The sequence below is a fragment of the Actinomadura pelletieri DSM 43383 genome (assembly GCF_003634705.1).
GTDB lineage: Bacteria > Actinomycetota > Actinomycetes > Streptosporangiales > Streptosporangiaceae > Spirillospora > Spirillospora pelletieri.
In genome coordinates this window covers 331,373-355,380 of the sequence record NZ_RBWU01000001.1, presented here as the reverse complement: position 1 = coordinate 355,380, position 24,008 = coordinate 331,373, and the positions used below count along the sequence as shown (strand labels likewise).

Sequence of the window (24,008 nt, the reverse complement as noted above, 5' to 3'; positions counted from 1 at the left end):
CGCTTCGTTATGCGGCGGGCCTGTGGGGGAAGCCGCCCTTGGGTTGGATGATCTCCAGGCTGGTGCCGTCCGGGTCGTTGAAGTAGGCGACCCGGGTGCCGAGTGCCGCGTCGGGGGTGACCTCGCCCTCGGCGAGGGTGTAGTCGTCCCCGAGGAAGTCGTAACCGGCCTCCTTCATGCGCTGGTAAACCCCGTCCAAGTCGTCGACCTTGAAGCACAGGTGCATGGCCCCTGGCGGTTCGCCGCTCCGTTCGTGCGTTCACCGACCGGGTTCTGGGACTCGATGAGGTCGATCCCGATCGTCCAGCACGAGGAAGCCGACAACCCGCGCCTGGTCAATGAGGTGGTCGGGGGGTGGAAGGTGGTGCGGGGCATGCCGGGGCACTCCCGCATTGTGCCGACCGCCGACACCTTCGCCAGCGTGCTCCCGGGAGTGGCGCACCGGCGGTGACGATCACCCGTCCATGACGGCCGCGTGGGGGAGATGGGTGTTGCTCGGGCGGGTGTGGACGGGCCTGGTCCTGGACGCGCATCGCCGAACTCCTCGGTGCCGGCCGCATCATCGAACACCTCGCCGAACTCGACCGCCAGGTCGAAGGCCTCGTCACCGGACAGATCCCATCGTCCCCGGCTCCCCTACGACGGACGCCCCCTCTGCGACACCCGCCGACGGGGCCGGAACGCGGGACGGTCAAAGGCCGAGGGTGGCGGCGAGGCGTTTGGGGGCTGAGAGGCGCCAGGCTTCGGTGACCAGCTCGGTCAGTTCGTCCGGCTCGACGTTCGCCAGCTTGACGGCCACCCAGGCGAAGCGGCCTCCGGCCCAGGACGGGGCGAAGGTGCCGGGGTCTTCGGCGATGAGGGCGGCCTGCTCCTCGCGGGTCGCCCTCAGCATGACGGTCCCTTCGCCCTCGTTCAGGTAGCAGAACCCCTTGTCGCGCACCCGGAAGCCGATGTAGTCCCCGAACGACTCCCGTTCGGTCACCTCTGGCAGACCTAGTACGACCTGCAGGAACTCCTCGACATGCATACCGGTAGATGTACCAGCCGGGTACGACACGACACCGTCCGCCGGACGACAAGGCCAAGCCCGACATCTCTGAAATCTCATCCCTCAATCCTGGAATTCCTACCCCTGGGGGGTATGTTATCGTCCTCGCTATACCCCTGTGGGGTACCTCTCAGGAAGGGTGGACCGTCATGTCCGCAGACCCGAGGCGCTGGTGGGCACTCGCCGTGCTCGCCACCGCGCAGTTCATGGTCATCATGGACACCTCGATCATCGGGGTCGCGCTCCCCGACATGCAGCGCGAACTCGGCTTCAGCCAGAGCGGGCTGCAGTGGGTGTTCAACGCCTATGTCGTCGCCCTCGGTGGACTGCTGCTGCTCGGTGGCAAGCTCTCCGACCTGCTCGGCGCCCGACGCGTCTTCGCGGCCGGATGGCTCGTCCTCATCGGCGGTTCGGTCGTCGCGGCCGCCGCCACCGGCGCCGAAACCGAGATCGTCGGACGGGCCGTCCAGGGCATCGGCTCGGCACTGATCGCACCGTCGGCGCTGACCCTGCTGATGGTGCTGTTCTCGGCGCGGCCGAAGGAACTGGCCAAGGCGATGGCGTTCTATGGCGCGGCGGCACCGGCGGGCGGGACAGCGGGCGTCTTCCTCGGCGGCGTCATCACCGAATGGCTGAGCTGGCCCTGGGTGTTCATCATCTACATTCCCATCGGCCTGCTGACCCTGGCGGCGGTTCCGGCGGTCCTCCCGAACGTGCCCGGACGCCGCACCGGACTGGACGTGCTCGGCGCCCTCGCGGTCACGGCCGGGCTCGCGCTGGCGGTCTACGCGATCGTCCAGGCACCCGAGCGGGGCTGGGACAGTCCGGCGACCGTCGTCCAACTCGGCGGCGCCGTCCTGCTGCTGGCCCTGTTCACCGGGCTGCAGCGCGTCTCCCGTAACCCGCTGATGCCGCTGTCGGTGTGGCGCACTCCGAACCTCGCGGGCGCGAACGTCGCGATGACGCTGCTGGGCGCCGCGTGGATCCCGATGTGGTACTTCCTCAACCTCTACCTCCAGCAGGTCCTCGGGTACGGGGCCTTCCCGAGCGGAGCGGCGTTGCTGCCGATGACGGCGCTGATGATGGTGCTGATGGTCGCGGTCACCGGACGGCTCATCGCCCGGTTCGGCACCAAGCCGCTCATCGTCACCGGACTCGTCGTCCTCGCGGGCGGCCTGGCGGTCCTGTCCACGATCGACGCGCGCGGAAGCTTCGTCACCGACGTGCTGCCGGGGTCGCTGATCTCCGCGGTCGGCATGTCGCTGGTGTTCATCCCCGCCACCATCGCGGCGATCAGCGGGGTGTCGCCCGAGCGGGGCGGTCTGGCGTCCGGGATCGTCAACACCACCTACCAGGTCGGCTCGGCGATCGGGCTGGCCGTGATGACCGCCATCGCCACCTCGCGGGGTGCCGACGAACTCGGAGACCTGCCCAGCCTGACCGACGGCTTCCAGGCCGCCTTCATCGGCGCCGCCGTCGTCGCCCTGGCAGGCGCCGCGCTCGCCCTCCTCACGCTGCGGACTCCCGCCGTCCAGGGTGGGACGGAAGAGCCCGCCAAGGAGAAGATCCAGGCATGACCGGCTGTAAGAAGGCCGTGCCGCCCGGATCCGGAATCCGGGCGGCACCGCCGCGTCGCCCCACGTGAACGACTCGGCCACTCGTCCTACGCTCCCGACCAGCCGCGCTTTCGGCTGGACGAATGGCAGTCGATGTCCCGCCGACCCCGGACATCTTCCTGAACTTGCCGCCCCCCTGGACCACAGATGACCTCGGCAGCGACGATGAGACGGACATAAGTGCTCTGAGAGGCGGACGTATGACTCGCCGTTTTCCGCTCCCCGGTGATGAACCGGCGCAACTGGTCGACCCGTCCCGTCCGGTCAGTGGGAGGCGCGCGGGCCCGCAAGGCCCGGCACGACCGGGGACTCTCCTCCGCCCCGGTACGGCGCTCACCTTGAAGGCGACGCGTGCGCTCGACGAGCGCGGCACATCCGCCGAGGTCCACGACTCGGCGACGATGCCCGGCCTTCGGTACCCGCCCGTCCAGCGCCTGGACCGCGGAAACGACCGATGGTGACGCCCGAAGAGATCGCGCGGCGCAGCGCCGAACGGATGTGGGCGGACGACGCCGCGAGCCGTTCGCTCGGCATGCGGATCGTCCAAGTCGGACCGGGCACGGCGACGGTCACCATGGACATCCGCTCCGACATGATCAACGGCTGGGGCATCTGCCACGGCGGTCTGGTGACGAGCCTGGCCGACTCGGCGTTCGCCCTCGCCTGCAACTCCCACGGTGAAGTGACCGTGGCGGCGGGATTCGACATCACTTTCCTAGAGCCGGTCCACCAGGGCGACACGCTCGTCGCGGTCGCGTCGATGCGTGCGCGACGCGGCCGCAGTGGCCTTTACGACGTGACCGTCACCCGGACGTCCGGAGAAACGCCACTCGTCGTCGCGGAACTGCGCGGCCGCAGCCGCTCGACCGGCCGTCCCATCGAGCCGCGCTAGCGACCGCGCGGCCGGTGATTCTGGCAACTGAGATGGAACGGCTATTCCACCCACAGTAACGAGACGTGCGGCGAGGAGCGGGACTTCACCATCGCCACGGAATGCGAATGGACGGGGCTGAAGGACCTCACGGGAACCAGCTCCATCTCGCTGAACTCCGGCGACGAGGCCCAGACGACCTTCCTCCGCAAGCGGAAGCGCTGCCTGTAGCGGCGTCGTAACCACCGCGAAATCCGTCCGGGAACGCCCCTGGGCCACCCGGGCGGACCTCGGGCGGCCGGACCTCGCGAGATCTCGCTTGTGGCCAAATGATCAGAAGCGGCATGATCTGGCCGTATGACCGAGAATTCGAGCTTCGAGACCGTGCCACATGACCCGACCGACGGCGTCTACGCCAGCACGGACGACTATGTGCACGCCATGGAGGTCCGCGGCGCGCAACGCCTGCTCTTCGTCTCCGGAACGATGGGACTCGACCCGGCCGGAACACCCGGAGCCACCCTCGACGAACAGCTCGACCTCATCTGGAACAACCTCCGGACGATTCTCGCCTCGGCCGGAATGACCGTGAACAACATCGTCCGGCTCACCAGCTATCTACGCGACCCCGCCTACGCCGATGCGAACGCGGCGGCCCGGACGAAGGCGCTGGGCGGTCGCATTGTTCCCACCACGGCGATCGTCGCGCAGACACTCGTCAGCGACTGGTTGGTGGAAATCGAGGTCGTGGCCGCAGCCTGACGCGTCCACAAGGCGGGTTCGGCGCGCTCACGCGGCCGACCCCGCCAGGTGGACGCCGCCGTTCTTGCCCCTGCCGATTCACCCCGACTTCGCCATTCGCCCTCGGACCCTCTGCCGCGAAATGGTGCGACCCGCTAAAGGCCATCGCACATGGAGGCTGATTCCCCGATGCGGGCGCCGTTCAGCGAGCGCCTGGATGTGATTCGCCGCGGGACGCGTTCAGAATCGGCGGGTGCGGCGTTCGGTCAGCACGGCGAGACGGTGACCGCTTCCGACCAGTCCCCGGTCCCGACAGTGCTGGTGATCCGGGCGCGCTCCTTCGCGTCCTGACCGCACGACCAGCTGTGAGACAGGGAGTAGTACTGGGTTGCGAAGTACTCGGGGATCGTTCTCGAGCCGCCCGAGCTGTACTCCCAGCTGTTCGTGCTGTAGTTCCAGCGTTCGTGCGTCACGGTTACAGTGGTCTCTCCGATTCCCAGGTTCTTCAGCTCCAGGAATGGCATGGTGCCGTACTCGGGATCCCAGGACCCGAGTACGACGCTGCAGTTCTTGTAGACGACGGATCCGAGGCTGTGCTCCGGACCGCAGACGGTGTCCGTGGTCCGAGCGGAGGCGATCCCCGCTCCGCTCATGGCGGTGGCCAGCACCGCCGCCCCCGTGACGGCCGCGAGGCGATAAGACCCCCGTAAGTTCATGCAATCCTCCTTGGAACGACTCCGACGACGTGATCGCCGTCGTTTGATTTATCGATCATTTGGAGCGGTGCATCAAGGCGCCGGCCATGTCCGCATTCGGCCACAAGGCAGACCGAAAGACCGGTGCGCGTGTTGCGAAGCGAGTTTTCACGCAGTAACAACGAAACTACGAACTGCACATCGAAATCACGCCCACCTGCATTTATTTCCCGAGCGAGCGCCGCTTTTCAGTACGCCGAGGCGACGACCCTCCACCACTCAAGAATCACGGCGGGGTCGTTCAACAACACGCGCACCACGAGTAACTGTGACCCGCGAGTTCACAATGACCCCCGAAATCCTCCGGAGGCCGTCTACGACGGGCAGATCACCGTCCGGCCCGCGAGATCGAAATGTCGCCCGGAAGCTATTGCGGGTCCGCGGTTCGGCCCGGCCAGGTGCTGTAGGTGAGCGTGCCGAGTTCGGCGGCGCCGGTGGGCACCAGGCCGAACTCCTCCACTTCCGCGCCGAAGTAGGGCGCGTGCGGGTCGATGACCACCTCGCGCGGGTCGTTCCAGGAGGCCAGGGCGTCGCGGAAGAACTCGTCCATCCGGAAACGTTCCGGCCCGGCGACCTCGACCCGTCCGTTGAGCGGCGCCCCCGCCGCCGACTTGCCGACCGCCTTGGCGACGTCGTCGGCCGCCATGGGCTGGTACAGCACCGGCGGCATTCGAACGGCGCCGTCCACGGTCGCCTGGTCGGCGATAGCCCGGGTGAACTCGAAGAACTGCGTGGCACGCACGATCGAGTACGGAATCGGCGACTCCTCGACCAGACGCTCCTGGGCGAGCTTGGCGCGGAAGTAACCGCGTTCCGGCGGCCGGTCGGTGCCCACGACCGACAGGACGACATGGTGGTGGACGCCCGCCGCCTCCTCCGCCGCGAGCAGGTTCCCGGTCGAGGTCTCGAAGAACCGCAGCACCGCCGCATCCTCGAACCATGGGGAGTTCGACACGTCGATCACCACGGACGCCCCGGACAGAACGTCCGCGAGCCCCTCGCCGGTCAGGGTGTCGACACCGGTGCTCGGAGCCGCCGCGACCGCCTCATGCCCCTCCGCCTCAAGGTTCGCGACCACCTTCGAGCCGATCAGCCCGGTACCGCCGATGACAACGACCTTCATGGTGAAGTCCTCTCCTGGGCCGAGACGTCTACGCGCGGCACCGCGGACCGGGTTGATCGAGGCCGCACACGCACGTCACCGGCGGCCGAGAAACATGATCCATGTCTCGTCCACCGCAGACATCTCTACCCGTCCGGACGGAGGCCACCCACGACCATCGAAGCGCCACCCTCGTAGGCCCGGGGTTGCATTCGGTACCCGGGTACAGGGTTACCGTCCGAGCATGGAACTTCAGCCAGTACAGGGCGACCACGGGTGGGCGCCGCAGGCGTGTACGTTGCCGACCACCGAGCGGCCGTTGCGGGAGGCCGAGTTCGACGCGTTGTTCGCTGAGGCGGTGACGGCCGTCGAGTTGAACGGGCCCGGCCGGGTGCGGCTGGTGTTGCGTGCCGACCCGAGCGTGGCCGGGCGGGTCGCCGAGTTGGCGGCCCGGGAGACCGGGTGCTGCTCGTTCTTCACCTTCACCCTGACCGCCACCGGAGGCGCCCTGACCCTGGAGGTCGGCGTCGACGAGCGACACACCGGCGTGCTGGCGGCACTGGCCGCCCGCGCCACCCGGTTGAGCGCATCCGGGACGGCGCGGTCCTAGGTGTTGCGGGCGGGGGAGCGGCGGCGCGGTCGGCGTTTGCGGGACGGCGGTGCCTTCTCGCGCTGAGGGTGTGAGGCGGCGGGACGTGTTCTCTCGGGTGGCGGGGTGGCGGCGCGGGCCGGTGGGCGGGCGCCGGTGATGCGGACCAGTTCGGGGTCGCCGGGGCGGACCCGCGTGCTGTGCGGGGTGATGCCGGCCTTGGCCATGAGGCCGTCCATCTCACGGCGCTGGTCGGGGAGGACGAGGGTGACCACGGTGCCCGGACGGCCCGCGCGGGCGGTCCGTCCGCCGCGGTGCAGGTAGTCCTTGTGGTCGGCGGGCGGGTCGATGTTGACGACCAGGTCGAGGTCGTCGATGTGGATGCCCCGGGCCGCGACGTTGGTGGCGACGAGCACGGTGACCTCCCCGGTGTGGAAGCCGTCGAGTGCCCGGTTGCGTTGCCCCTGTGACTTGCCGCCGTGCAGCGCGACGGCGCGGACACCGCGGGACGTCAGCTTGCGGACGAGCCGGTCCGCCGCGTGCTTCTTGCCGACGAACATGATCACCCGTGCGTCGCGGCCCGCGATGTGCGCGGTTGTCTCGTGCTTGTCGGTCTCGCTCACGTGGAGCAGGTGGTGTTCCATGGTGGCGACGGCGCCGGCGGGCGGGTCGACCGAGTGGGTGACCGGGTCGCTGAGGAACCGGTGGACGAGCCGGTCGACGTTGCGGTCCAGGGTCGCGGAGAACAGCATTCGCTGCCCGTCCCGCGGGGTCTGTTCCAGCAGCCGGGTGACCTGGGGCAGGAAGCCCATGTCGGTCATCTGGTCGGCCTCGTCCAGCACGGTGATCCGGATCTGGTCGAGCCGGCAGTCGCCGCGTTCGGTCAGGTCCGCGAGGCGTCCGGGTGTGGCGATCACGACGTCCGCGCCGCGTTTCAGGGCGTTCGCCTGGCGGGAGAGCGACATGCCGCCGACCACGGCGGTGAGCCGCAGACCCACGGCGTCGGCGTAGGGCGCGAGCGAGCCGGTGACCTGCTGGGCGAGTTCCCGTGTCGGGACGAGGATCAGCGCGCGCGGGGCGCGGGGTTCGGCGCGTCGTCCGGCGGTGCGGGCGAGCAGCGCCAGCCCGAAGGCGAGGGTCTTGCCGGAACCGGTTCGGCCGCGTCCGAGGACGTCCCGTCCGGCGAGAGCGTTCGGCAGGGCCGCGGCCTGGATGGGGAACGGAGCCGTCACCCCTTGGCGGGCCAACTCCGCGAGAAGCGGCGCCGGGAGCCGCAGGTCGGCGAACGATTCGGCCGGTGGCAGCGGCGCGGAAGCCGTTGGACGGCCCGCGCCGGATCGCCGATGAGTGGAACCGCGGCGATGTGCGGACGAGCGCCTTCGGGTGGTCCGCTGGGAGTCGTTGGGCATGGTGAAGCCTTCCTCGACGCGGCGCGTGCCGAGGAAGTGCTCCGCTGCGCCGGAAAGGCGCGGGAGGTTCTCAAGAACGAACCGGACGGCGACCGGCGGAGCCAGGGCCGCGGGTCAGAGTTGGGACGAATGGTGGGAGATGCCCGGAGCGCTGGACGTCCGGACAGCAACGCGGCGGGCGACCCGGAGGGGCCGCCCGCCGCGTGGCCGGGGCGTCAGGCGGGGGTGATGTTCTCCGCCTGCGGGCCCTTCTGACCCTGGGTGATTTCGAACGACACCTTCTGGCCTTCCAGGAGCTCACGGAAGCCCTGGCCCGAGATGTTGGAGTAGTGGGCGAAGACGTCGGCGCCGCCGCCGTCCTGCTCGATGAAGCCGAAGCCCTTCTCCGAGTTGAACCACTTCACCGTACCGGTGGCCATGTCATCTCCTTCTGGTCTGTCCCGCCCGCACACCGTGCGCGGACGAGGACGCCGCGATGACCCATCCGGAAGATCCAGAACAACAAAAAATGCGCCTGAGGTCAGATCCAACAGGCGCATGAGCATGTCTATGGGAACCGCAACTCCCTGCACAGTACCACATGGTCCGCCGGACGGAAGGGGTGCATACTGCGGTAATGAAATACTCCGGATCCGCCAGGCAGCGGCATCTGCCCACCAGCCCTTTCCCGCCCCCGCCCACCGCCCCGCCCGTCGCGAAGTTCGCCCTCCAGGACCTGGTCACCCACGACAAATACGGCCTGGGACGCGTCGTGGACGTGGAGGCGGGAGGGGCCGTCCTGGTCGATTTCGGGACCGGAAAAATCAGGATTCTCGCCCCGTATCCGAAGCTCCTGAAGCTCTGAACGCCCCCCGCCGAGCCTGCGGGGTTCGTCATCGCGCTAGGCGCAGCGCTTCCAGACGAGGTGGTAGGTCGACATCACGAACCCGTCGGAGGAGCCCATCTCGATCAGGCTGGTCTTCGTCCAATCCGTCATGTAGGCGTCGACCCACAACCGGCTGTTGATCAGAAGCCTGGGACTCTCGTCGCACGGCGTGAAGACGAGCTGGTCCACCGGTACGTCGACGGTGGTCTGCCAGTGGGCTTTGAAGGGGCCGCGGAAGTCCCGCGTGACCTCCCCGCTCGGTCGCTGGTTCTCGAACCCGAAGTTGATCTTCGCGTTGCCTATCGCGTCCGGCGCCAGATGGGCGAAACCCCGCTGGTCCGTCTGCACAATGGCGTACGAGTAGCCCCGCCGGGGCGACGCCCGCAACGTGACCTGACAGTCCTTGACGTCGGTGGGCCGCGCCGAACCGCCGACCTGTGCCGTGAAGTCGAGGTAGGTGAGAAGAAGGGCCTCCCTGTCCTCCGGCAGGCTCGCCCCGACGGTGCCTTCCGCGCAGCCGGAACCCGTGACGGCCTCGACCGTGACCAAGGGTGGGTCCGGACCGCGGTCGGCCCCCGTCCCGGCGGCGGCCGGAGCGGCCGACACCGTGGTCCCGGCCAGGGCCGAGGCCGCCACGACGGCACCGGCATTTCTTCGCGCATGGGGATCCCTGTCCTCAGTGAGAACTAACATAGAACTTAACTCTCATTCAGAAGACAGTCAATGATCACACTTCAGCTGCTCCGCGCTTCGCTGGAATGGGATATGTTCCGTCCGCGAAAGGCGATTACGGGCTCGCCGTTCGGTGCGGGCTGCCTGTCCGTGGACGCGTCCACGGACAGGCAGCCGCTCGAATTGCGCCGGTGAGCTGGACGGCCGGGAGGGACCGTGCCAGGACGGCATCCCGCTCGCCCCGCCACGTCCCGACTTCACCGGAATATCGCGCGAACTCGGCGAAGCGTTGGACGGCTCGGTTGATGAGGGTCGGGGTGGTCCTTCGCGAGTTCGTCGCTGGAGGTCGATCAGCCCGTCGCCCATCGACCCACGTTCGGTGAGGAGGTTCGTGTGGGCGGGAGCCAGTCCGGGACGTGGAGATCCGGGCTGCGCCCGGCCGTGCGCTCGATCGCCACGGCTCCTGAAACCTGAGATCCGCGCCGAGCCCGCGGAGGGCTCGTCGTCGTGCTACGGGCAGCGCTTCCGGACGAGGTGGTAGGTCGACTTTATGGACCCGTCGAAGGTGTCCATGCTGATGAAGCTGGTCTTCGTTTTGTCCGTCCCCGGGATGGCCCGCAACTCGGTGTTGACCACGAACCTGGGATTCTCGCCGCACGGCGTGAAGACGAGCTCGTCCTCCGGCGTGTTGAGAGTGATCTGCCAGTTGTCGTCGTAGGGGCCGTGGAAGGTGTGCTCGTCCTGCCCACTCGACGGCTGATTCTCGAAGCCGAAGTCGACCGTCACCCTGCCGGCCGCACCCTTCTCCAGAAGGGCGGTACCTCGGTGGTCCGCCGCCCTGATGGCGTAGGAATAGCCCTGCGGGCTACCCGTTCGCACGGTGACCCTGCAGTCTTTGCGGCGGTCGGCGGGCTGCGCCGAACCGCCCGCCGCTGCCTTGAAGTCGGAGTAGGTCAGCAACAGCGCATCCCTGTCCTGTGACAGGTTCGCCGCGACGCTGTCCTTCGGGCAACCGGAACCGCTGACCTCGTCGACCCAGACGACGGGCGGGTCCGGACCACGGTCGGGACCGGTCCCGGCGGCGGCCGGAGTCGCCGCCACCGCCGCCGCGGCGAGCGCCGCGGCGGCCACGACGACACCGCTAATTCTTTCCCGCATGGATTCCTCCTTGAATGGGAACTAAAAGGAACATAACTGCCCTGTTAAGGACAGTCAATGATCAAACTTTAACCGCGCTGACTTTAATAGAATGTGGTATGGTCTATTGTCTGGGGCCCTCTCTGGGCGCTGACCGTGCGTCAGTCGCTCATCGGGAGAACCACCTCGGGAAGTGCATCCGAGAAGCGGACTACAGGAGGCGTCACACGAACTCGTCCAAGCGTTGGATGACGTGGCCGATGAGGTCGCCGGGGTCGTCCTTCGCGAGTTCGCCGCAGGTGATCTCGACCTCGCTCAGGCCGGTGAGGTCGTTCGTGGTGAATGAGAGCCAGTCCGAGACGACGTGGTAGGCGTCCACGATCACGCCGCAGGCGCTGGCGTCGAAGCGCTCCGCGAGTTCCGTCACCTCGTCGAGCGTCACGGCCGCGGAGCGTGCACCGATCATCTTCGGTTGTAGAGGCTTGACGGCCAGGCGGACGCCGGTCACCCGCCCGTGCGGCACCATCAACCGGCGAAGGCTCTCTGAACCGACAGTCCTTGCGCGGCAAAGCCCCCTCGACGTGGCGACCGCCGCCGCACGAGCAGGCGTAACCGTCATCGCCGTCTGCGGGGTGACGGTCCCTCACCGCCGACCAACTACGCCAGGCGACCGAATCGAATTGAAAAAGAGGCCGCATCCGGTCCAGCCATTGGTCTCCTCGGGTACGGCGAATCGTGTGACTCTGCTCCTGACTTTTACCTCGCTCCCGGGAGTTACCCCATGGTAAAGATCAAGGCAATGGCACACGGCCTACTGCTTCCACTGGTCGCCGGATCGATGTTCATCACCGTGAACCCATCCGCCGCATCCGCCACGGCGGCAGATCCCAAGGCGGGCGAAGCCTGTAAGGCCGCCGATCTTGGAAAGAGATATCCGGTCGTCAAGAGCGCGGTGACCGAACCCACCATCACCCATTTCAAGGGCTATTACATCACCGACGGCTCGACCGGAAGCCAGAGCGTCACGATGAGCACCCAGACCGTGATCACGGTCGAGGTCGGGAATTCGGCCCAGATCAGCAGCGGGTTCAATATCGGCACCCTGTTCAAGGTCGAGGCCTTCGTCGGCCGCACGGTGAAGAAGTCCACCGCCACGACCAACGCGGAGTCCCAGACCATCACCTGGAACTTCCTCAAGCCCGGCTACTACGGCCTCTACCAGGGGACGAACAAGGTCACCGGCGTCTACAGCAGCCTCAACTGCGGCCGGGTCGACCTGGGCGGCGGACGGTACGCCACCCGGTGGATCGAACGTCCGGGCGGCACCTACACGACCTTCTCGACGATCGAGGAGGGCGCCGTCCGCTGCGAGGACAAGGTGCCCGCCAACAGCATCATGAGCAAGGCCCAGAAGGTCCTCGGCTGCACCGACACGCCGGCCCAGGCGGCGCCGCGAACGTCCACCCCGAAGTCCCCGACCGGCAGCGCGGCCGCCGAGCCACCGGGTTTCACCTGCCTGGACGGCTACTACCGGATCGCCACGCCCGACCGCCTGCTGTTCTGGTGGAACGCCAACGGCACCGACGAGTTCCGGCTGCACGCCTGGGCGAAGAACGCCAGGGTGCAGTGGCAGGTCTGCCAGGGTCCGACCACCAACGGCATGGTCGAGCACGTCTTCGTCACACGCCAGAGCAAGAAGTGCCTGACCTTGAGGGCCTCGGACGCGCCCACGGAAAGCGCGCCGTTCTTCGAGGAGAAATGCCGAACCGTCGATGACGGCCAACGCTTCTACGTCTACCAGGACGTCCCCGGCACCAACCTCGTCGGCCTCCAGAACAAGATGACCGGCTCCATGATCGGCCAGGAGCGGGTCACCGACAACGAGACCATGCGCCAGTACAGCATGGGCAAGCCAGACGGAACGGGAACCTACGTCCTCGAACCCATCCCGTAGTACCCGATTCCCCTAGTCCTGCTGGTCTCCTACCGACCAGGAGATCAGCGGGACACCCGCAGCCCTTCTCAGGAGAAGATTGCAGGAGAGACGTGTCACCGGGGGAGGGGAACGATGCTCTTCAGAAAAGAGGTCCTTGAGGGGATCGCAGGGGGACGGATCGACCGGGTCTTCCGAGTTTGGGCCGAGCCCCGCGTCCGCGCGGGCAGCACCCAGCGCACCTGGGCGGGGATCATCGTCATCGACTCGGTCACCCCCGTCACCCCCGAGGAGATCACCGAGGAGGACGCCCTCCGCTCAGGCTTCAAGAGCCGCGCCGCCCTCCTCACCGCCCTCTCCAAGAGCACCAAGGAGGGCGGCTACCACCGCGTCATGCTCCACCTGAGCGGCCCCGACCCCCGCTCGGAACTCGCCGAGAACGCCGACCTGACCGACCAGGAACTGGCCGACCTCACCGCCACCTTGGACACCATCGACGCCCGTGGCCGCCGCGCCCCCTGGACCCGCCAGGTCCTCCGCCTCATCGAGCAAAACCCCGGACTCCGCGCCCAGGACCTGGCCGAACGCCTCAACCGCGAAAAACTCTCCTTCAAGGCCGACGTCCGCCGCCTCAAAGATCTAGGCCTCACGGAAAGCCTGGAAACCGGCTACCGCCTAACCCCCCGCGGCCAGACCCTCATGACCCACCTGAATCCCCGCCCCAAGTAGCCCATTGGCTCGCCAACGCGTCCGGTTCAGCCCCCCTTACCGCCCTCTTCCGCGCCCACACCATCGCCCGGCGGGTCGTACCGGCGTATGAGTTCCTCGGCTATCTCTCCCCGGCCGTGCATGGCGGCCCATTCGGCCGCCTGGCGGGCGAGCAGGCGACGCTGAGGGTCTGATTCCTCGAACCGCATCATGCTCAGGAAGGCGGCGAAGCCATCAGCAGATGCCTCGCCGTGTTCCGGCGGGGACGCGCCCGATCCGTTCGGGCCGTACTGCTCAGGCGTGGGCCATCCATGCAAGTAGGGGCGAAAGGCCGGCGGTACCTCCTCATTATTCGCGGCGGACGAAAGTAGCGCGAGAAGGCGGATGTCGTTGACGGTCTTCTCCACCTGCTCATTGTTCCTCGCGAGCCACCAGACCACGGCGCTGCCGGGGTCCTTCAACACATCTCCGCCGAGGTACTCTCGCTTGTTCTGTTCATGCTTGCGCTCGTGCTCCCAGATGTCTTCTTCCTTGCGGACCGCGGCCAGCTTGTCCAGCCGCTCTCGGTCGCGGTCGGGAAGGACGATCCGAACCGATTCGGCCATCGCTCGTACACGTCCTGTCGCATCCGTTCGCATCTCACCCAAGGCGCTGGCCAGTTCATGCTGGACGAGTGAGGCGCGCATCGGGTCTGCCGCCTCGGTGACCTCGCAGGCGCGCTTCACCACCGAGTCGGTCGCGACGGCGGCGTAGTTGATCGAGAACTCGTCCGCCGCCGATGTCGGCGACCAGATCACGATCGCGGAGAACTGGAAGAAGTAATCCGGTCGGCTCGTCGGCAGCAGGACGCCGGTCAGACGGGTTCCTCGGTTGTCCGCGACCGGCGCGGACGTGTACTCGAAAGCGGGTTCGGGCAAAGGGTGGCCAGTTCGCTGGCGCCTCGTCGCCTTCACCACATACAGCAGTACCCCTCCGAGTGCGGCGATCGCGATGAACGGTATCCATAACGGCCATGGGGCGAAGAGGATCAATCCGATGAGGATTGTTCCACCGATGACCACGAAGTAGAGCGTCGTGATGCTTCGTCCGGCGCTCATGATGTTCTCCGATCATCTACGTATGTTGGGTGGTCAGGGGTTTCTCGCAGTGTGTTGATGAGCTGAATGAGTGGGTCGCTCAGTAACGCCCACGATTCCTTCTCTCGGGTCATCGTGTACAGCTGCGCCAGGGCGGTCGCATTTCCGCGCCCCGCGCGGACGAGAATGCTGAGAAGCGCATTACGGTGCTGTTGGTCGGCGGCGGCGACCTGCAACCAGGGCGACAGTTTCAAGACCCACATCTCACACGGACGCCGCGCGAAGACGAGAGCCCAGCCGATGGTCAGCTGCCGGCGGACGGTGCGCTCGGAGATCAGCGCATGGTCGCGCCAGCCAGGATCGGTGAGCGCTTCCGGATCGGCGAGATCCAGGAAAAGGTCGACGTCCGTGGGCCACTCTCTAGCCTCGGGCGGTGCTTCGGTCAGGCGGGCCAGCATCTGCCGACGGAGTCTCGGGGCACTGCCCGCCAGTTCCACCAGGGTTTCGCGGGCGCGGGTTCCGCGCTCCCGTCTCGCCACATGGTGCAACCGGACCAGGGCCTCATCGGGATACTTCGTCATCATTTCGTCACGGCACGCCGCAATGATCACTTCGGCCAGTCGGTTGGAAAGGTTGTTCGACCGCGACCATTCGTAGATCTTCCGGCGGAAGGGCCGGGCTTGCTCCTTGTCTCGGAGGCCGCGTTGCAGGACCAGAGCAGCTGCCTCCATTTTCTGGCGTGTGGTGGGGGCGGCGGTCAGCTTTTCCACGAGCGAGAACAGAGCTTGCCGGTAGCGTTCGTTCAAGCATTGTTCGGTAAACCGCTCGATCAGATAAGCGCGTTCGCGAGACTCTAACTCCTGAGAATTAGCGGTCTGCTCTATCCAGTCCTGTAGTGCGCTGTGGAGTTCCGGCATATAGGTCCAGAAGTACGATCGTACTGCCGCGTCGTAATCGAGCTTTTTGAACCGAACTTTGCTGGATGCGTCGATTTCCGCGCCGATTTCCTTGAGTCTGAGGTCCAAGGGAGCGCGCTCCAGAATCGGGCTCTCCTCACGGGGGTGGGCGACCGTCTCGAGAAGGGCCGCGCTGGCATGATGAATGACGTCGGCGTGGGCGTTGTGCAGCATGGCGACGGCGAGCAGCAGCGCGCGTTGCCGTCCCGCGGCGAGTCCTGCCACCTGCGCGGTCACGTCTTCTAGCTGGCCGGAAAACGCACGATGGGCGTCCTCACACCACTGCTCGAAGGTGCCTTCGCGGTGCTCGACCCGTGCTCGTCGGATCAGTTCGATGTATCTGGAGACGTCCTCCATACGCCAGTCGGTGTCCAGGAATCGCGACGGAGGAGACTGGTTCGGCTGGCAGATCTCCTCCACGCGCAGGTAGCGGTACAGCACTTCCTCGACCGCCGGGCGCTGTATCTCGGCGCGGTACGGATCCAATGTCGACCCGAGGTGGCCGGTCTTGTCCGGCAGTACGAGGACGAGGCGGGCATCGCGGTCCTGGACCGTCGCGCGGAGGGAGGACAGTTCGGCACGGACCTCATGCCAGCGTGGCTCGGCCAACTGGGAAAGGTCCATCCACACGAGTTCGCCGTCGCCGACATGACTGTGATCGACGGGCGGTACATTTTCACCCTCCTGCAGTAGTAGTTCGTGGAATCTCCCTCCATCGCCTCCGACTTCCCAAAGCAGCATTTTCGCCGCCGCCGTCCGGCCACTGCCTGTGAGCCCGTCCAGCAATACAGTGCGTGTTGCCTCCAGGATGTCTCGTGCTTTACCCAGCCCCGTCGGTTCGACGAAACGCTGTCTGAGCCAGCGCAACTCGTCCACGGGCAGCTTTCGGGGAGAGACGCCGAGCGGGCCGGACTGCAGCAAGTAGTAGTTGTGGTTGATGTCTCCCGCGCCGGCGTGCATTCCGCCGTGGACGCCCGAAGCGTGCGCCTCGAAGGTGTCGCTCACCGGTTCTCTTCCTCTCGCGCCCTACCGAAACGGTGACCGACGCCACCATGGTTGTCACCCTGGATGTATGTCGCCCCATCGCCAGAGAAATGCTGTGTGGTCTGATTGATATCTCCCGCCCCGGCGTGTACCGGGCCGGAATTTCCCTTGATGACCGTGCCGACGTCACCCCTGATGTCGCGGCTCTGCACGGCCGTGCCGTGGATGTCGCTCGCGTTGTTGTTTACGTTGCTGGTCTCGGGGGCTCGGGAGCCCTGCGAATCCGCCTTCCTGAGTTCCGGGACGAGATCGCTGAGGAAGTCGCCGATTAGCTTGATATCGTCCTTGCTGTCACCAGGTTCCAGTCGCAGAGACTGGACGTCCGCCAGGCGGGCCAGTTCGATCGGCAGGTCGGCTGCCTTCAGGCGCTCGGTCTTCCGCCCCTTCAGTACGGGGATGACGGTGACCTTCGAGGCATAGGCCTCCAAGATCTCCCGGCGTACCCAGTCGCCGTCCTTCCTCAGTCGTACGTCTTGAGCCCAGCCCGGCCCCATGATGGCGAGCAGAACGGCACTGTTGCGAACGGTGTTGAGCAGCCTTTCCGGATAGGACTGACCCGGCCGAATGGAAGTCGTGGCACGGAAGATCCGTTCACTGCCGAACCGGTCAGACAGTCCTTGTTCCAGCATCGCGGCGGCTTCATCGCCGTCTCCGGTGCGGTAGTTGATGAATACGACCTGCATCTTGATCTCCTTGGTGGGTGGTGGCGCGTAAAGCCGCGCCTAGTTCGGGCATCAGCCGGCGGACCGATGAGTTCTTCGGGTGTCGATGTAGCGTTCGCGCGAGCTTGCGCAGGTCCGCGGACACGGTCGCCGAGCCGGTCGCGGTGATGCCCGGCAACAGTTCTCGCGTCAGCTGACAGGCGTGGTCGATTTCGCCGTCCATGGCATGGGCAAGCGCCTGCCGCACGCCGAAGCGGACTCGCGCGCGCACGGCTCCAGGGGGGACCTGCGCCAACTGTGTCTCGATGACCTGGGCGGCAGCGCCGGGTCGTCCCAGGTCATGCAGGCACCAGCCCCTGACCATCTCGGCCGGGTCGGTCAGGCTCGTGGTACCGAGGACCGGAGAGTCCGAGCTTTCCGTGTGGCGGGCCAACATGGTGCGGGCTCGCTCAAGGCTCCGCATGCACGCGTCATAGTCGCCGGCGAGCGCGTGCCCTTGCGCTTCTCGCTGTGCGGCCAGACCGCATATTCGCGGTGGCACACTGCCGCGCTGCGCCTGTCGAGCCAGTTCGATCGTCTGTTGGGCGTCCTCGCGGTAGAGGGTGACGAGCGCGCGCCGAACCATCGCGTACGCGGCGAGGTGGTGATCACCGCCGGTCTCGGCCAGGTCGACCGCGCGTCGCGTCCACCACAGCGCGCCGTGCTCGTCGCCGTTCTCCTGCACCAGCCAGCCGATGTACTCGGCATAGCGGGACCCAAGGCGCAACAATTCCTGCCGCGAGTGTGCCCCGACTTGGCGCGACAGCTCCTGGATCGCGTGCGTCTGTGCGATGAGGACCGGCAATAACAGCCCGGGGCTGGCGACCTGCCCCAGCTGCCGATACTGATCGAACAAGGCTCGGAAAGCGCCGAGAAGTGTCGAGGCCTCGGCTTTGGCGGAAATGGTCGGCAGGCCGATGCTCATTCCCGCGATCGACGCGGCGCCGGCGACCACCGCCTGCCGTCGGCTCATGGGCTCGAACCGGCTTTGGCCGTCTGAGGACAACCGCATTAGCCACACCTCCTCGTCAACGCTTGTCTCCACGGTGGGGCGGGTACCGGACGGGTGATCCAGGACCAGGGCGGCAAGCGCTCCTTTCGCGTCGAGTACGGCATCGCAGAGACGTGCCAGGTCCCGACTGGGTCTTTTGATGCCTCGTTCGACCTTGCTCAGCTGGCCCTTGCTGTAATGAACCCGCTGGGCGAGACCACCAAGACTCAGGCCGACCTCCAGACGCCTTCGTCGAAGCTCCGCGCCGAACTCGGTAGGCCGCTGGGACACTTGGACCTCCAAAACCGCCTATCCGAACGGCTCGGGGAGTCACCGCCGATAAGCCTGCGGGAGCCGCTGTCGGATGGACAAGACGCTACGGGTGTTTCCCGTTTCCTCTTGAGGAGACAGGAAGGCGCGGTATTTGTCGATGGACGGTGTGATTGGCCAATCGCGATCTTGAAGGCGACACTCGATCGGCCGTGACCCGATCAGTTACCGGTCACGGTTCGGCCGTGATTTGGTCTTGGACACTCGAAAGCGCGGGACGGATGCGGCGAAAGCAGGGAACCACCTAGGCTGGGGCGCCCAGGTGGGCCACGAGCGTCGGCCTCCGCTCATCCACGGGGCCCGATCTTCCGTGTGAGCATGCTGAACACTGAGAGAAGGAGGGGCGGTATGGCGGTTCGGCGGATGGACAATGTCGGTGTCGTCGTCGACGACCTTGAGGCGGTCATCGCGTTTTTCACCGAGGTCGGTCTGGAGTTGGAGGGGCGGGCGCTGGTCGAGGGGGCCTGGGCGGCGCGGCTTGTCGGGCTTGACGATCAGCGGGTCGAGATCGCGATGATGCGGACGCCGGACGGGCATGGGCGGATCGAGTTGGCGAAGTACCACATGCCGGAGCCGATCAGTGGGGTGCCGAGGGACGCTCCGGCGAACACCCTGGGCATTCGTCGCATCATGTTCGCCGTCGATGATCTTGAGAGTGTCAGTGCGCGGTTGCTCGCCCACGGTGCCGAGCTTGTCGGTGAGGTGGTGCGGTTCGAGGACAGCTACCTGCTCTGCTACATCCGCGGTCCCGAGGGCATCGTCATCGCACTGGCCGAGGAACTCGGCTGAACGACAACGGGAGGGAACCGTGCGACCGGACGAGATCACCGAGGTGCTGAACCGGCCGATCAGTCAGGAGCTGCTGGCCCGTGACATGACCCGGCTGGCCTATGTCGCCAGGGACGGCACTCCGCGCAACGTTCCGATCATCTTCGCCTGGAACGGTTCGGAGATCGTCATGTGCACTCCGAAGAACGCTCCGAAGCTGCGGGCGTTGCAGGAGAACCCGATGGTCGCCCTGACGATCGACACCGAGGTGCACCCGCCCAAGATCCTGTTGATCCGGGGGCGGGCCGAACTGGACTACGTCGATGGCATCCCGGACGAGTATCTCCAGTCGACCAGTACTTATGAGATGAGTCCCGAGCAACGGGTCGAGTGGGAGGCGGAGGTGCGTTCGCTGTACCACGACGGCATGGTCAGGATCGTTGTGACGCCGACGTGGGCGAAGCTGATCGACTTCGAGACGACGTTGCCGAGCGCGGTCGAGGAGCTGATCCAGCGGCGGGCCGAGCGCCAGGGCGCCTGAGGAGGGCGACATGGCGATGCCGCCGCCCGGGACGACGGGCGACGGCATCGCGGGTTCTCTTACTTCGTCGAGACTTCGGCGGTCTCGTCCTTCGAGGGACGGTCGCGGAAGTAGGCCCGCGTCTCCCGGTAGACGAGCGGAGACAGGATCAGCAGGCCGATCAGGTTGGGCAGTGCCATGAGCCCGTTCATGATGTCGGAGAAGGTCCACACCGTGGTGAGGGTGGTGACGGAGCCGACGTAGACGACCACGATGAACAGCAGGCGGTAGGGCAGCACGGCCCGGCGGCCGAACAGGAACTCCACGCAGCGGTCGCCGTAGTAGGACCAGCCGAGGATCGTGGAGAAGGCGAAGAAGATGACGCTCAGCGTGACGATGACGCTGGCCCAGTCGCCGGGGAGTCCCTCGTCGAAGGCGCGGGCGGTGAACTGGGCGGCGTCCTCCTCGCCGGCGTCCTTCCACACGCCGGTGACGACGATGGTGAGGGCGGTGAAGCTGACCACGACCAGGGTGTCGATGAACGTCTGCGTCATCGACACCAGCGCCTGCCGGACGGGGTGGTCGGTCTTGGCCGCGGCGGCGGCGATGCCACCGGTGCCGAGCCCGGACTCGTTGGAGAAGATCCCGCGGGCGACGCCGTACCGGATGGCGGCGGCGACTCCGGCGCCGACGAAGCCGCCGGTCGCGGAGGTGCCGGAGAAGGCGTCGGAGAAGATCAGGCCGATCGCGGACGGCACCTCGTCGATGTTGAAGGCCAGCACGGCCGCCGCGCCGACGATATAGAAGACGATCATGACGGGGACGAAGGCGCTGGTGACGCGGCCGATGTTCTTGATGCCGCCGAGGATGACGGCGGCGGCGAGCACGGTGACGATCGCGCCGGTGATGTAGGGGTCGAGGCCCCACTCCTCTTCGACGTTGGCGGCGACGGTGTTGGCCTGCACGCCATTGCCGATGCCGAACGCCGCGATGGCGCCCGCCACCGCGAAGAACCCGCCGAGGAAGACGCCGAGCGGCCCCTTGATGCCGTTCCTCAGGTAATGCATCGGGCCGCCGCCCTGTTCACCGGCGCTGTCGGGACGGCGAAAGCGCACCCCGAGGAACGCCTCGCTGTATTTGGTGGCCATGCCGACCATGCCGGTGAACCACATCCAGAAGACGGCGCCGGGGCCGCCGAGCGCGATCGCGGTCGCGACACCGGCGATGTTGCCGACGCCGACGGTGGCGGCGAGGGCCGTGGCGAGCGCCTGGTAGTGCGAGATGTCACCCTCGGCGGCGTCGTTGTCCGAGCGCCGCACGAACGCGAGCCAGAACGCGAGCCGGAAATGGCGCACCTGGAGTCCGCGCAACAAGACCGTCAGGTAAAGGCCGGTGAGCAGAAGCAGCGGGATCAGCAGCCATGGGCCCCAGATGAAGCTGCTGGCATCGCTCAGGAAGTCGTTGACGGAGTCCATCACACCACCGATCGGGAGCGGGCACGATTGCTCACCGAAAGGTAGGCGAGGGCGCGCTGTTTGGGAACCCCACCGTGGCAAACTGGCTGCGGTTCACTCGTCCGCCGCTTCCTGGGACGGCAATGTTTCCGTAGCGGAACGGGACTGAGATCACCTGGTAATCGAAATGCGATCCGTTGCCGTCGAGCCGAAATTAAAGGGCGCCATGCGAGTCTAAACGTGGCGTCATGGTGGCGGGCAAAGGGGCGCCATGCGGCGCGGCGTCGGCGTTGCGTTCTACGACTGCTCAGGCGGGGGCGCCTCGGGTCGGCCGGCGGCGCGCGTCGCGGCATCGGAAACACGGGTTCACCTGGGCCGTTGGGTGAAGGTGGGGGTGCCTGTTCCTTGACATCGGCGGCGCCGGTCCTCGATTTGGTCATATGAACAAGTCGCTTGTTCATGTCAGTGGCCGGTGACGTTCCCGGAGGAGCAAGATGACCGATGTGACCGTCCTGGGTGCGGGTTTCATGGGGGCCGCGATCGTCCGGGTGCTGATGGAGCGAGGCCGTACCGTCACGGTCTGGAATCGGACGTCCACCAAGACCAGGCCCCTACGGGAGGGCGGGGCCACGGTGGCGGAGGGGTTCGAGGAGGCGCTGGCCGTCAGCCCGGTCACGATCTCGATGCTGTCCGACTACGCCGCACTGGCGGAGCGGCTGGAGCCGGTCGCCTCACTTCAGGGTGTCGACCTGGTCAATCTCACCACCGGGCAACCTCAAGAGGCGGACGAGCTTGAAGCCTCGAGCTTTTACACCCTGGGGAGGCTACGATCGAAGCGTTATCTAGACAACTGACTTGGTCGATCGACTAGGAGGCGTTCATGGCTCGCGTGCCGGCTGAGCGTCGACGCGTGGACTTTCTGAACGCGACGCTCAAGGTGATAGCGGAGCACGGCGTCGCGGGGGCGACCACACGTCGCATCGCGGAGGAGGCCGGCGCCCCGCTCGCCACGCTGCACTACTGCTTTCACACCAAGCACGAACTGTTCTGGGCCGTCTTCGAACGCCAGGCGAACCTGGTCGCGGAGGCCGCGGGCGTCGCCGAGGACGCGCCCAAGGAGGGGCTTCGCGCGGCGGCCGTCCGCCTGCTCACCCGCGGCGTCGACTTCATCATGGCGAACGAGGACTACGCGCGGGCGCAGTTCGACCTCCTCCAGTGGACGATGCGGCAGCCCGGGGAGAAGTCGCTGCTGGCGGCCGATGTCTACTCGCTGTCGGTGGACCGCTACGACGCCGTCCTGCGCGCCTCGATGCGCGAGGGCGAGGACGAGTCGATCATCAACGAACTCAGCCGAATGATCATCGCCGTCCTCGACGGCATGAACCTGCAATGGAACGCGCACCAGGACAACGACAGGCTGCGGGCCGACACCGAGCGCGCCATCACCATGGTCGAGGCACTGGTGCCCGACTCGATGTGAGCCTGACCTGAAAGGTGGTCATGTGACCGACGGCATCAGCACACAGGTGCGCCTCGTCCGGCGCCCGGACGGGCTTCCCGTCGCCGAGGACTTCGAGATCGTGACCGAGGAACTGCCGGCCCTCCGGCACGGCGAGGCGCGGGTCGTGAACGACTTCGTCTCGGTCGACCCGTACATGCGTGGCCGGATGCGGGACGCCGCGTCCTACATTCCGCCGTTCGAACTGGGCCGGACGATGACCGGCGACGCCGTGGGGCGGGTGGTCGAGTCGCGGGCGGCCGACCTGAGGGTCGGCGATCTGGTGACGCACTTCCTGGGCTGGCGCGATGTCGCCCAGGGAGAGGGCAAGCTGTTCAGCAGGGTCGACGAGCTGCCCGACCTGCCCACTTCGGCCTACCTCGGCCCCCTGGGCATCACCGGTTTCACCGCGTACGTCGGCATGACGCACATCGCCGATCTGCGGGACGGGGACGTCGTGTTCGTCTCCGGAGCCGCCGGAGCGGTGGGCAGCGTCGCCGGGCAGATCGCCAAGCTCAAGGGCGCGGCGCGGGTGATCGGCTCGGCCGGGTCACCGGAGAAGGTGACCGCCCTGACCGAACGGTTCGGGTTCGACGCGGGATTCGACTATCACGAGCCCGACCTGCCACGCCGTCTCGCGGAGCTGGCGCCGGGCGGGATCGACGTCTACTTCGACAACGTCGGGGGGCCTCTGCTGGAGGCGGCGGTGGAGGTGATGAACGATTTCGGCCGGGCGGCGCTGTGCGGGTCGATCTCCGGCTACAACTCCGAGGACGAGGCGCCGGGGCCCCGCAACCTCGGCCGGCTCGTCAGCCGTCGGCTGACCCTGCGCGGGTTCATCATCACCGACCATCAGGACCTGTACGGCAGGTTCCGTGACGAGATGGCCAGGTGGCTGGCCGAGGGACGCGTGGTGACCGAGGAGACGGTCGTCGAGGGCATCGACCGGGCTCCGGAAGCGTTCCTGGGGCTGTTCGAGGGGCGTAACACCGGCAAGATGCTGGTCCGGATCTGACCTCTCTGCTGCGGCGACGGTCGGCGGTCAACCGTCCTTCACGCTCGATTCCACTGGACGCGCTGAGCCTCGTGCCGTCCGCCGACCATCGCGTCATCGACGGCGCCTTGGCGGCCCGAGGGATGGCGACGCTGGTCAGCGTGATCGAGAGTCCACTGCGGCTCCTGGTCTGAACCCCGCGCTCAGGGCACGGCGCGCGGGGACGACTT

Annotated in this window: 28 protein-coding genes; 14 read left to right on the top strand and 14 right to left on the bottom strand. The window is 66.9% G+C overall.

Translation table 11 applies throughout. The features are described 5' to 3' along the window. Positions 1 to 7 precede the first annotated feature (7 nt). Positions 8 to 226, bottom strand: coding sequence for a VOC family protein (locus BZB76_RS01570; RefSeq protein WP_121432502.1), 219 nt, complete (start codon positions 224 to 226; stop codon positions 8 to 10). A gap of 27 nt (positions 227 to 253) precedes the next feature. Between BZB76_RS01570 and BZB76_RS01565 the strand changes: the two genes are divergently transcribed. Beyond that, positions 254 to 451 carry a hypothetical protein gene (locus tag BZB76_RS01565; RefSeq protein ID WP_147449268.1) on the top strand — a complete coding sequence of 66 codons (198 nt, stop codon included), beginning with the start codon at positions 254 to 256 and terminating at the stop codon, positions 449 to 451. Between the two features lie 240 nt (positions 452 to 691). On the opposite strand, the gene BZB76_RS01560 is transcribed toward BZB76_RS01565, so the two are convergent. Beyond that, positions 692 to 1,027 carry an MmcQ/YjbR family DNA-binding protein gene (locus BZB76_RS01560; RefSeq protein ID WP_121432500.1) on the bottom strand — a complete coding sequence of 112 codons (336 nt, stop codon included), beginning with the start codon at positions 1,025 to 1,027 and terminating at the stop codon, positions 692 to 694. Positions 1,028 to 1,197: 170 nt separating this feature from the next. On the opposite strand from BZB76_RS01560, the gene BZB76_RS01555 reads away from it, so the two are divergent. The 3 genes from BZB76_RS01555 to BZB76_RS01545 all read left to right on the top strand — a co-directional run bounded on the left by BZB76_RS01555 (position 1,198) and on the right by BZB76_RS01545 (position 4,297). Then, entirely contained in the window at positions 1,198 to 2,625 is a 1,428-nt protein-coding gene (locus BZB76_RS01555) for a DHA2 family efflux MFS transporter permease subunit (protein ID WP_121432499.1), read from the top strand. Positions 2,626 to 3,118: 493 nt separating this feature from the next. Continuing rightward, complete coding sequence (paaI, locus tag BZB76_RS01550) at positions 3,119 to 3,556, top strand: hydroxyphenylacetyl-CoA thioesterase PaaI (protein WP_121432498.1); 438 nt, start codon at positions 3,119 to 3,121, stop codon at positions 3,554 to 3,556. Between the two features lie 336 nt (positions 3,557 to 3,892). After that, positions 3,893 to 4,297: a RidA family protein gene (locus tag BZB76_RS01545; RefSeq protein WP_121432497.1), complete on the top strand. Its 405-nt coding sequence runs from the start codon at positions 3,893 to 3,895 to the stop codon at positions 4,295 to 4,297. Positions 4,298 to 4,542: 245 nt separating this feature from the next. On the opposite strand, the gene BZB76_RS01540 is transcribed toward BZB76_RS01545, so the two are convergent. Both BZB76_RS01540 and BZB76_RS01535 read right to left on the bottom strand, forming a co-directional pair. After that, on the bottom strand, positions 4,543 to 4,992 hold the full coding sequence (locus BZB76_RS01540; RefSeq protein WP_121432496.1) for a hypothetical protein: 450 nt from the start codon (positions 4,990 to 4,992) through the stop codon (positions 4,543 to 4,545). A 406-nt stretch (positions 4,993 to 5,398) separates the two neighbouring features. Further along, on the bottom strand, positions 5,399 to 6,154 hold the full coding sequence (locus BZB76_RS01535; RefSeq protein ID WP_121432495.1) for an SDR family oxidoreductase: 756 nt from the start codon (positions 6,152 to 6,154) through the stop codon (positions 5,399 to 5,401). 223 nt (positions 6,155 to 6,377) lie between these two features. On the opposite strand from BZB76_RS01535, the gene BZB76_RS01530 reads away from it, so the two are divergent. Further along, positions 6,378 to 6,743, top strand: a complete 366-nt coding sequence (locus tag BZB76_RS01530) for a hypothetical protein (protein WP_121432494.1) — start codon at positions 6,378 to 6,380, stop codon at positions 6,741 to 6,743. Here BZB76_RS01530 and BZB76_RS01525 read toward each other — a convergent pair. Next, positions 6,740 to 8,131: a DEAD/DEAH box helicase gene (locus tag BZB76_RS01525; RefSeq protein ID WP_121432493.1), complete on the bottom strand. Its 1,392-nt coding sequence runs from the start codon at positions 8,129 to 8,131 to the stop codon at positions 6,740 to 6,742. The two genes, BZB76_RS01530 and BZB76_RS01525, sit on opposite strands and share 4 nt — an antisense overlap. 215 nt (positions 8,132 to 8,346) lie before the next feature. After that, positions 8,347 to 8,550 carry a cold-shock protein gene (locus BZB76_RS01520; protein ID WP_121432492.1) on the bottom strand — a complete coding sequence of 68 codons (204 nt, stop codon included), beginning with the start codon at positions 8,548 to 8,550 and terminating at the stop codon, positions 8,347 to 8,349. A gap of 197 nt (positions 8,551 to 8,747) precedes the next feature. On the opposite strand from BZB76_RS01520, the gene BZB76_RS01515 reads away from it, so the two are divergent. Further along, positions 8,748 to 8,975 carry a hypothetical protein gene (locus BZB76_RS01515; protein WP_121432491.1) on the top strand — a complete coding sequence of 76 codons (228 nt, stop codon included), beginning with the start codon at positions 8,748 to 8,750 and terminating at the stop codon, positions 8,973 to 8,975. Positions 8,976 to 9,011: 36 nt separating this feature from the next. Here the strand turns inward: BZB76_RS01515 and BZB76_RS01510 are convergent, their stop codons facing one another. From BZB76_RS01510 to BZB76_RS01500, 3 genes are all read right to left on the bottom strand, one after another. Next, positions 9,012 to 9,632, bottom strand: coding sequence for a DUF4360 domain-containing protein (locus BZB76_RS01510; protein WP_170180467.1), 621 nt, complete (start codon positions 9,630 to 9,632; stop codon positions 9,012 to 9,014). Positions 9,633 to 10,178: 546 nt separating this feature from the next. After that, positions 10,179 to 10,826, bottom strand: a complete 648-nt coding sequence (locus BZB76_RS01505; RefSeq protein ID WP_121432489.1) for a DUF4360 domain-containing protein — start codon at positions 10,824 to 10,826, stop codon at positions 10,179 to 10,181. A gap of 202 nt (positions 10,827 to 11,028) precedes the next feature. Further along, positions 11,029 to 11,271 (bottom strand): hypothetical protein, encoded by a 243-nt coding sequence (locus tag BZB76_RS01500; RefSeq protein ID WP_147449267.1) that lies wholly within the window; start codon positions 11,269 to 11,271, stop codon positions 11,029 to 11,031. Between the two features lie 333 nt (positions 11,272 to 11,604). Between BZB76_RS01500 and BZB76_RS01495 the strand changes: the two genes are divergently transcribed. Beyond that, a complete protein-coding gene (locus BZB76_RS01495) occupies positions 11,605 to 12,759 on the top strand; it encodes a hypothetical protein (protein WP_121432487.1) in 1,155 nt (384 codons plus the stop codon). A 114-nt stretch (positions 12,760 to 12,873) separates the two neighbouring features. Continuing rightward, positions 12,874 to 13,467 (top strand): ASCH domain-containing protein, encoded by a 594-nt coding sequence (locus BZB76_RS01490; protein ID WP_121432486.1) that lies wholly within the window; start codon positions 12,874 to 12,876, stop codon positions 13,465 to 13,467. A gap of 26 nt (positions 13,468 to 13,493) precedes the next feature. Here the strand turns inward: BZB76_RS01490 and BZB76_RS01485 are convergent, their stop codons facing one another. The 4 genes from BZB76_RS01485 to BZB76_RS01470 are packed head-to-tail and all read right to left on the bottom strand — an operon-like array spanning position 13,494 to position 18,505. Beyond that, the gene (locus BZB76_RS01485; protein WP_121432485.1) at positions 13,494 to 14,543 is read right to left on the bottom strand and encodes a hypothetical protein; all 1,050 of its coding nucleotides are present in this window, start codon (positions 14,541 to 14,543) and stop codon (positions 13,494 to 13,496) included. Next, positions 14,540 to 16,483 (bottom strand): hypothetical protein, encoded by a 1,944-nt coding sequence (locus BZB76_RS01480; RefSeq protein WP_121432484.1) that lies wholly within the window; start codon positions 16,481 to 16,483, stop codon positions 14,540 to 14,542. Before BZB76_RS01480 ends, BZB76_RS01485 begins: the two co-directional genes overlap by 4 nt. Beyond that, complete coding sequence (locus BZB76_RS01475; RefSeq protein WP_121432483.1) at positions 16,480 to 17,205, bottom strand: toll/interleukin-1 receptor domain-containing protein; 726 nt, start codon at positions 17,203 to 17,205, stop codon at positions 16,480 to 16,482. Before BZB76_RS01475 ends, BZB76_RS01480 begins: the two co-directional genes overlap by 4 nt. After that, positions 17,162 to 18,505, bottom strand: coding sequence for a helix-turn-helix domain-containing protein (locus BZB76_RS01470; RefSeq protein WP_121433377.1), 1,344 nt, complete (start codon positions 18,503 to 18,505; stop codon positions 17,162 to 17,164). Before BZB76_RS01470 ends, BZB76_RS01475 begins: the two co-directional genes overlap by 44 nt. A 402-nt stretch (positions 18,506 to 18,907) precedes the next feature. Between BZB76_RS01470 and BZB76_RS01465 the strand changes: the two genes are divergently transcribed. Together BZB76_RS01465 and BZB76_RS01460 are read left to right on the top strand one after the other, a co-directional pair. Next, complete coding sequence (locus BZB76_RS01465; protein ID WP_211342857.1) at positions 18,908 to 19,333, top strand: VOC family protein; 426 nt, start codon at positions 18,908 to 18,910, stop codon at positions 19,331 to 19,333. A 19-nt stretch (positions 19,334 to 19,352) separates the two neighbouring features. Continuing rightward, on the top strand, positions 19,353 to 19,853 hold the full coding sequence (locus tag BZB76_RS01460) for a pyridoxamine 5'-phosphate oxidase family protein (protein ID WP_121432481.1): 501 nt from the start codon (positions 19,353 to 19,355) through the stop codon (positions 19,851 to 19,853). A 59-nt stretch (positions 19,854 to 19,912) separates the two neighbouring features. Here the strand turns inward: BZB76_RS01460 and BZB76_RS01455 are convergent, their stop codons facing one another. Beyond that, a complete protein-coding gene (locus BZB76_RS01455) occupies positions 19,913 to 21,307 on the bottom strand; it encodes an alanine/glycine:cation symporter family protein (RefSeq protein ID WP_121432480.1) in 1,395 nt (464 codons plus the stop codon). 473 nt (positions 21,308 to 21,780) lie between these two features. Between BZB76_RS01455 and BZB76_RS01450 the strand changes: the two genes are divergently transcribed. From BZB76_RS01450 to BZB76_RS36600, 4 genes are read left to right on the top strand one after another with little or no spacing between them, the layout of a single operon-like run. Next, the gene (locus BZB76_RS01450) at positions 21,781 to 22,140 is read left to right on the top strand and encodes an NAD(P)-binding domain-containing protein (protein WP_121432479.1); all 360 of its coding nucleotides are present in this window, start codon (positions 21,781 to 21,783) and stop codon (positions 22,138 to 22,140) included. 56 nt (positions 22,141 to 22,196) lie between these two features. Beyond that, positions 22,197 to 22,766: a TetR/AcrR family transcriptional regulator gene (locus BZB76_RS01445; RefSeq protein ID WP_170180466.1), complete on the top strand. Its 570-nt coding sequence runs from the start codon at positions 22,197 to 22,199 to the stop codon at positions 22,764 to 22,766. Between the two features lie 22 nt (positions 22,767 to 22,788). Continuing rightward, positions 22,789 to 23,799 carry an NADP-dependent oxidoreductase gene (locus tag BZB76_RS01440; RefSeq protein ID WP_121432477.1) on the top strand — a complete coding sequence of 337 codons (1,011 nt, stop codon included), beginning with the start codon at positions 22,789 to 22,791 and terminating at the stop codon, positions 23,797 to 23,799. Further along, entirely contained in the window at positions 23,796 to 23,972 is a 177-nt protein-coding gene (locus tag BZB76_RS36600; protein ID WP_121432476.1) for a 2-oxo acid dehydrogenase subunit E2, read from the top strand. The genes BZB76_RS01440 and BZB76_RS36600 overlap by 4 nt, the downstream gene beginning before the upstream one ends. The last annotated feature ends 36 nt before the right edge of the window (positions 23,973 to 24,008 follow it).

Coding starts and splice junctions, on each gene's coding strand:
- BZB76_RS01570 (WP_121432502.1), bottom strand. CDS start 226: ATGCACCTGTGCTTCAAGGTCGACGACTTGGACGGGGTTTACCAGCGC.
- BZB76_RS01560 (WP_121432500.1), bottom strand. CDS start 1,027: ATGCATGTCGAGGAGTTCCTGCAGGTCGTACTAGGTCTGCCAGAGGTG.
- BZB76_RS01555 (WP_121432499.1), top strand. CDS start 1,198: ATGTCCGCAGACCCGAGGCGCTGGTGGGCACTCGCCGTGCTCGCCACC.
- paaI (WP_121432498.1), top strand. CDS start 3,119: ATGGTGACGCCCGAAGAGATCGCGCGGCGCAGCGCCGAACGGATGTGG.
- BZB76_RS01545 (WP_121432497.1), top strand. CDS start 3,893: ATGACCGAGAATTCGAGCTTCGAGACCGTGCCACATGACCCGACCGAC.
- BZB76_RS01540 (WP_121432496.1), bottom strand. CDS start 4,992: ATGAACTTACGGGGGTCTTATCGCCTCGCGGCCGTCACGGGGGCGGCG.
- BZB76_RS01535 (WP_121432495.1), bottom strand. CDS start 6,154: ATGAAGGTCGTTGTCATCGGCGGTACCGGGCTGATCGGCTCGAAGGTG.
- BZB76_RS01530 (WP_121432494.1), top strand. CDS start 6,378: ATGGAACTTCAGCCAGTACAGGGCGACCACGGGTGGGCGCCGCAGGCG.
- BZB76_RS01525 (WP_121432493.1), bottom strand. CDS start 8,131: ATGCCCAACGACTCCCAGCGGACCACCCGAAGGCGCTCGTCCGCACAT.
- BZB76_RS01520 (WP_121432492.1), bottom strand. CDS start 8,550: ATGGCCACCGGTACGGTGAAGTGGTTCAACTCGGAGAAGGGCTTCGGC.
- BZB76_RS01515 (WP_121432491.1), top strand. CDS start 8,748: ATGAAATACTCCGGATCCGCCAGGCAGCGGCATCTGCCCACCAGCCCT.
- BZB76_RS01505 (WP_121432489.1), bottom strand. CDS start 10,826: ATGCGGGAAAGAATTAGCGGTGTCGTCGTGGCCGCCGCGGCGCTCGCC.
- BZB76_RS01500 (WP_147449267.1), bottom strand. CDS start 11,271: ATGATCGGTGCACGCTCCGCGGCCGTGACGCTCGACGAGGTGACGGAA.
- BZB76_RS01495 (WP_121432487.1), top strand. CDS start 11,605: ATGGCACACGGCCTACTGCTTCCACTGGTCGCCGGATCGATGTTCATC.
- BZB76_RS01490 (WP_121432486.1), top strand. CDS start 12,874: ATGCTCTTCAGAAAAGAGGTCCTTGAGGGGATCGCAGGGGGACGGATC.
- BZB76_RS01485 (WP_121432485.1), bottom strand. CDS start 14,543: ATGAGCGCCGGACGAAGCATCACGACGCTCTACTTCGTGGTCATCGGT.
- BZB76_RS01475 (WP_121432483.1), bottom strand. CDS start 17,205: ATGCAGGTCGTATTCATCAACTACCGCACCGGAGACGGCGATGAAGCC.
- BZB76_RS01465 (WP_211342857.1), top strand. CDS start 18,908: ATGGACAATGTCGGTGTCGTCGTCGACGACCTTGAGGCGGTCATCGCG.
- BZB76_RS01455 (WP_121432480.1), bottom strand. CDS start 21,307: ATGGACTCCGTCAACGACTTCCTGAGCGATGCCAGCAGCTTCATCTGG.
- BZB76_RS01450 (WP_121432479.1), top strand. CDS start 21,781: ATGACCGATGTGACCGTCCTGGGTGCGGGTTTCATGGGGGCCGCGATC.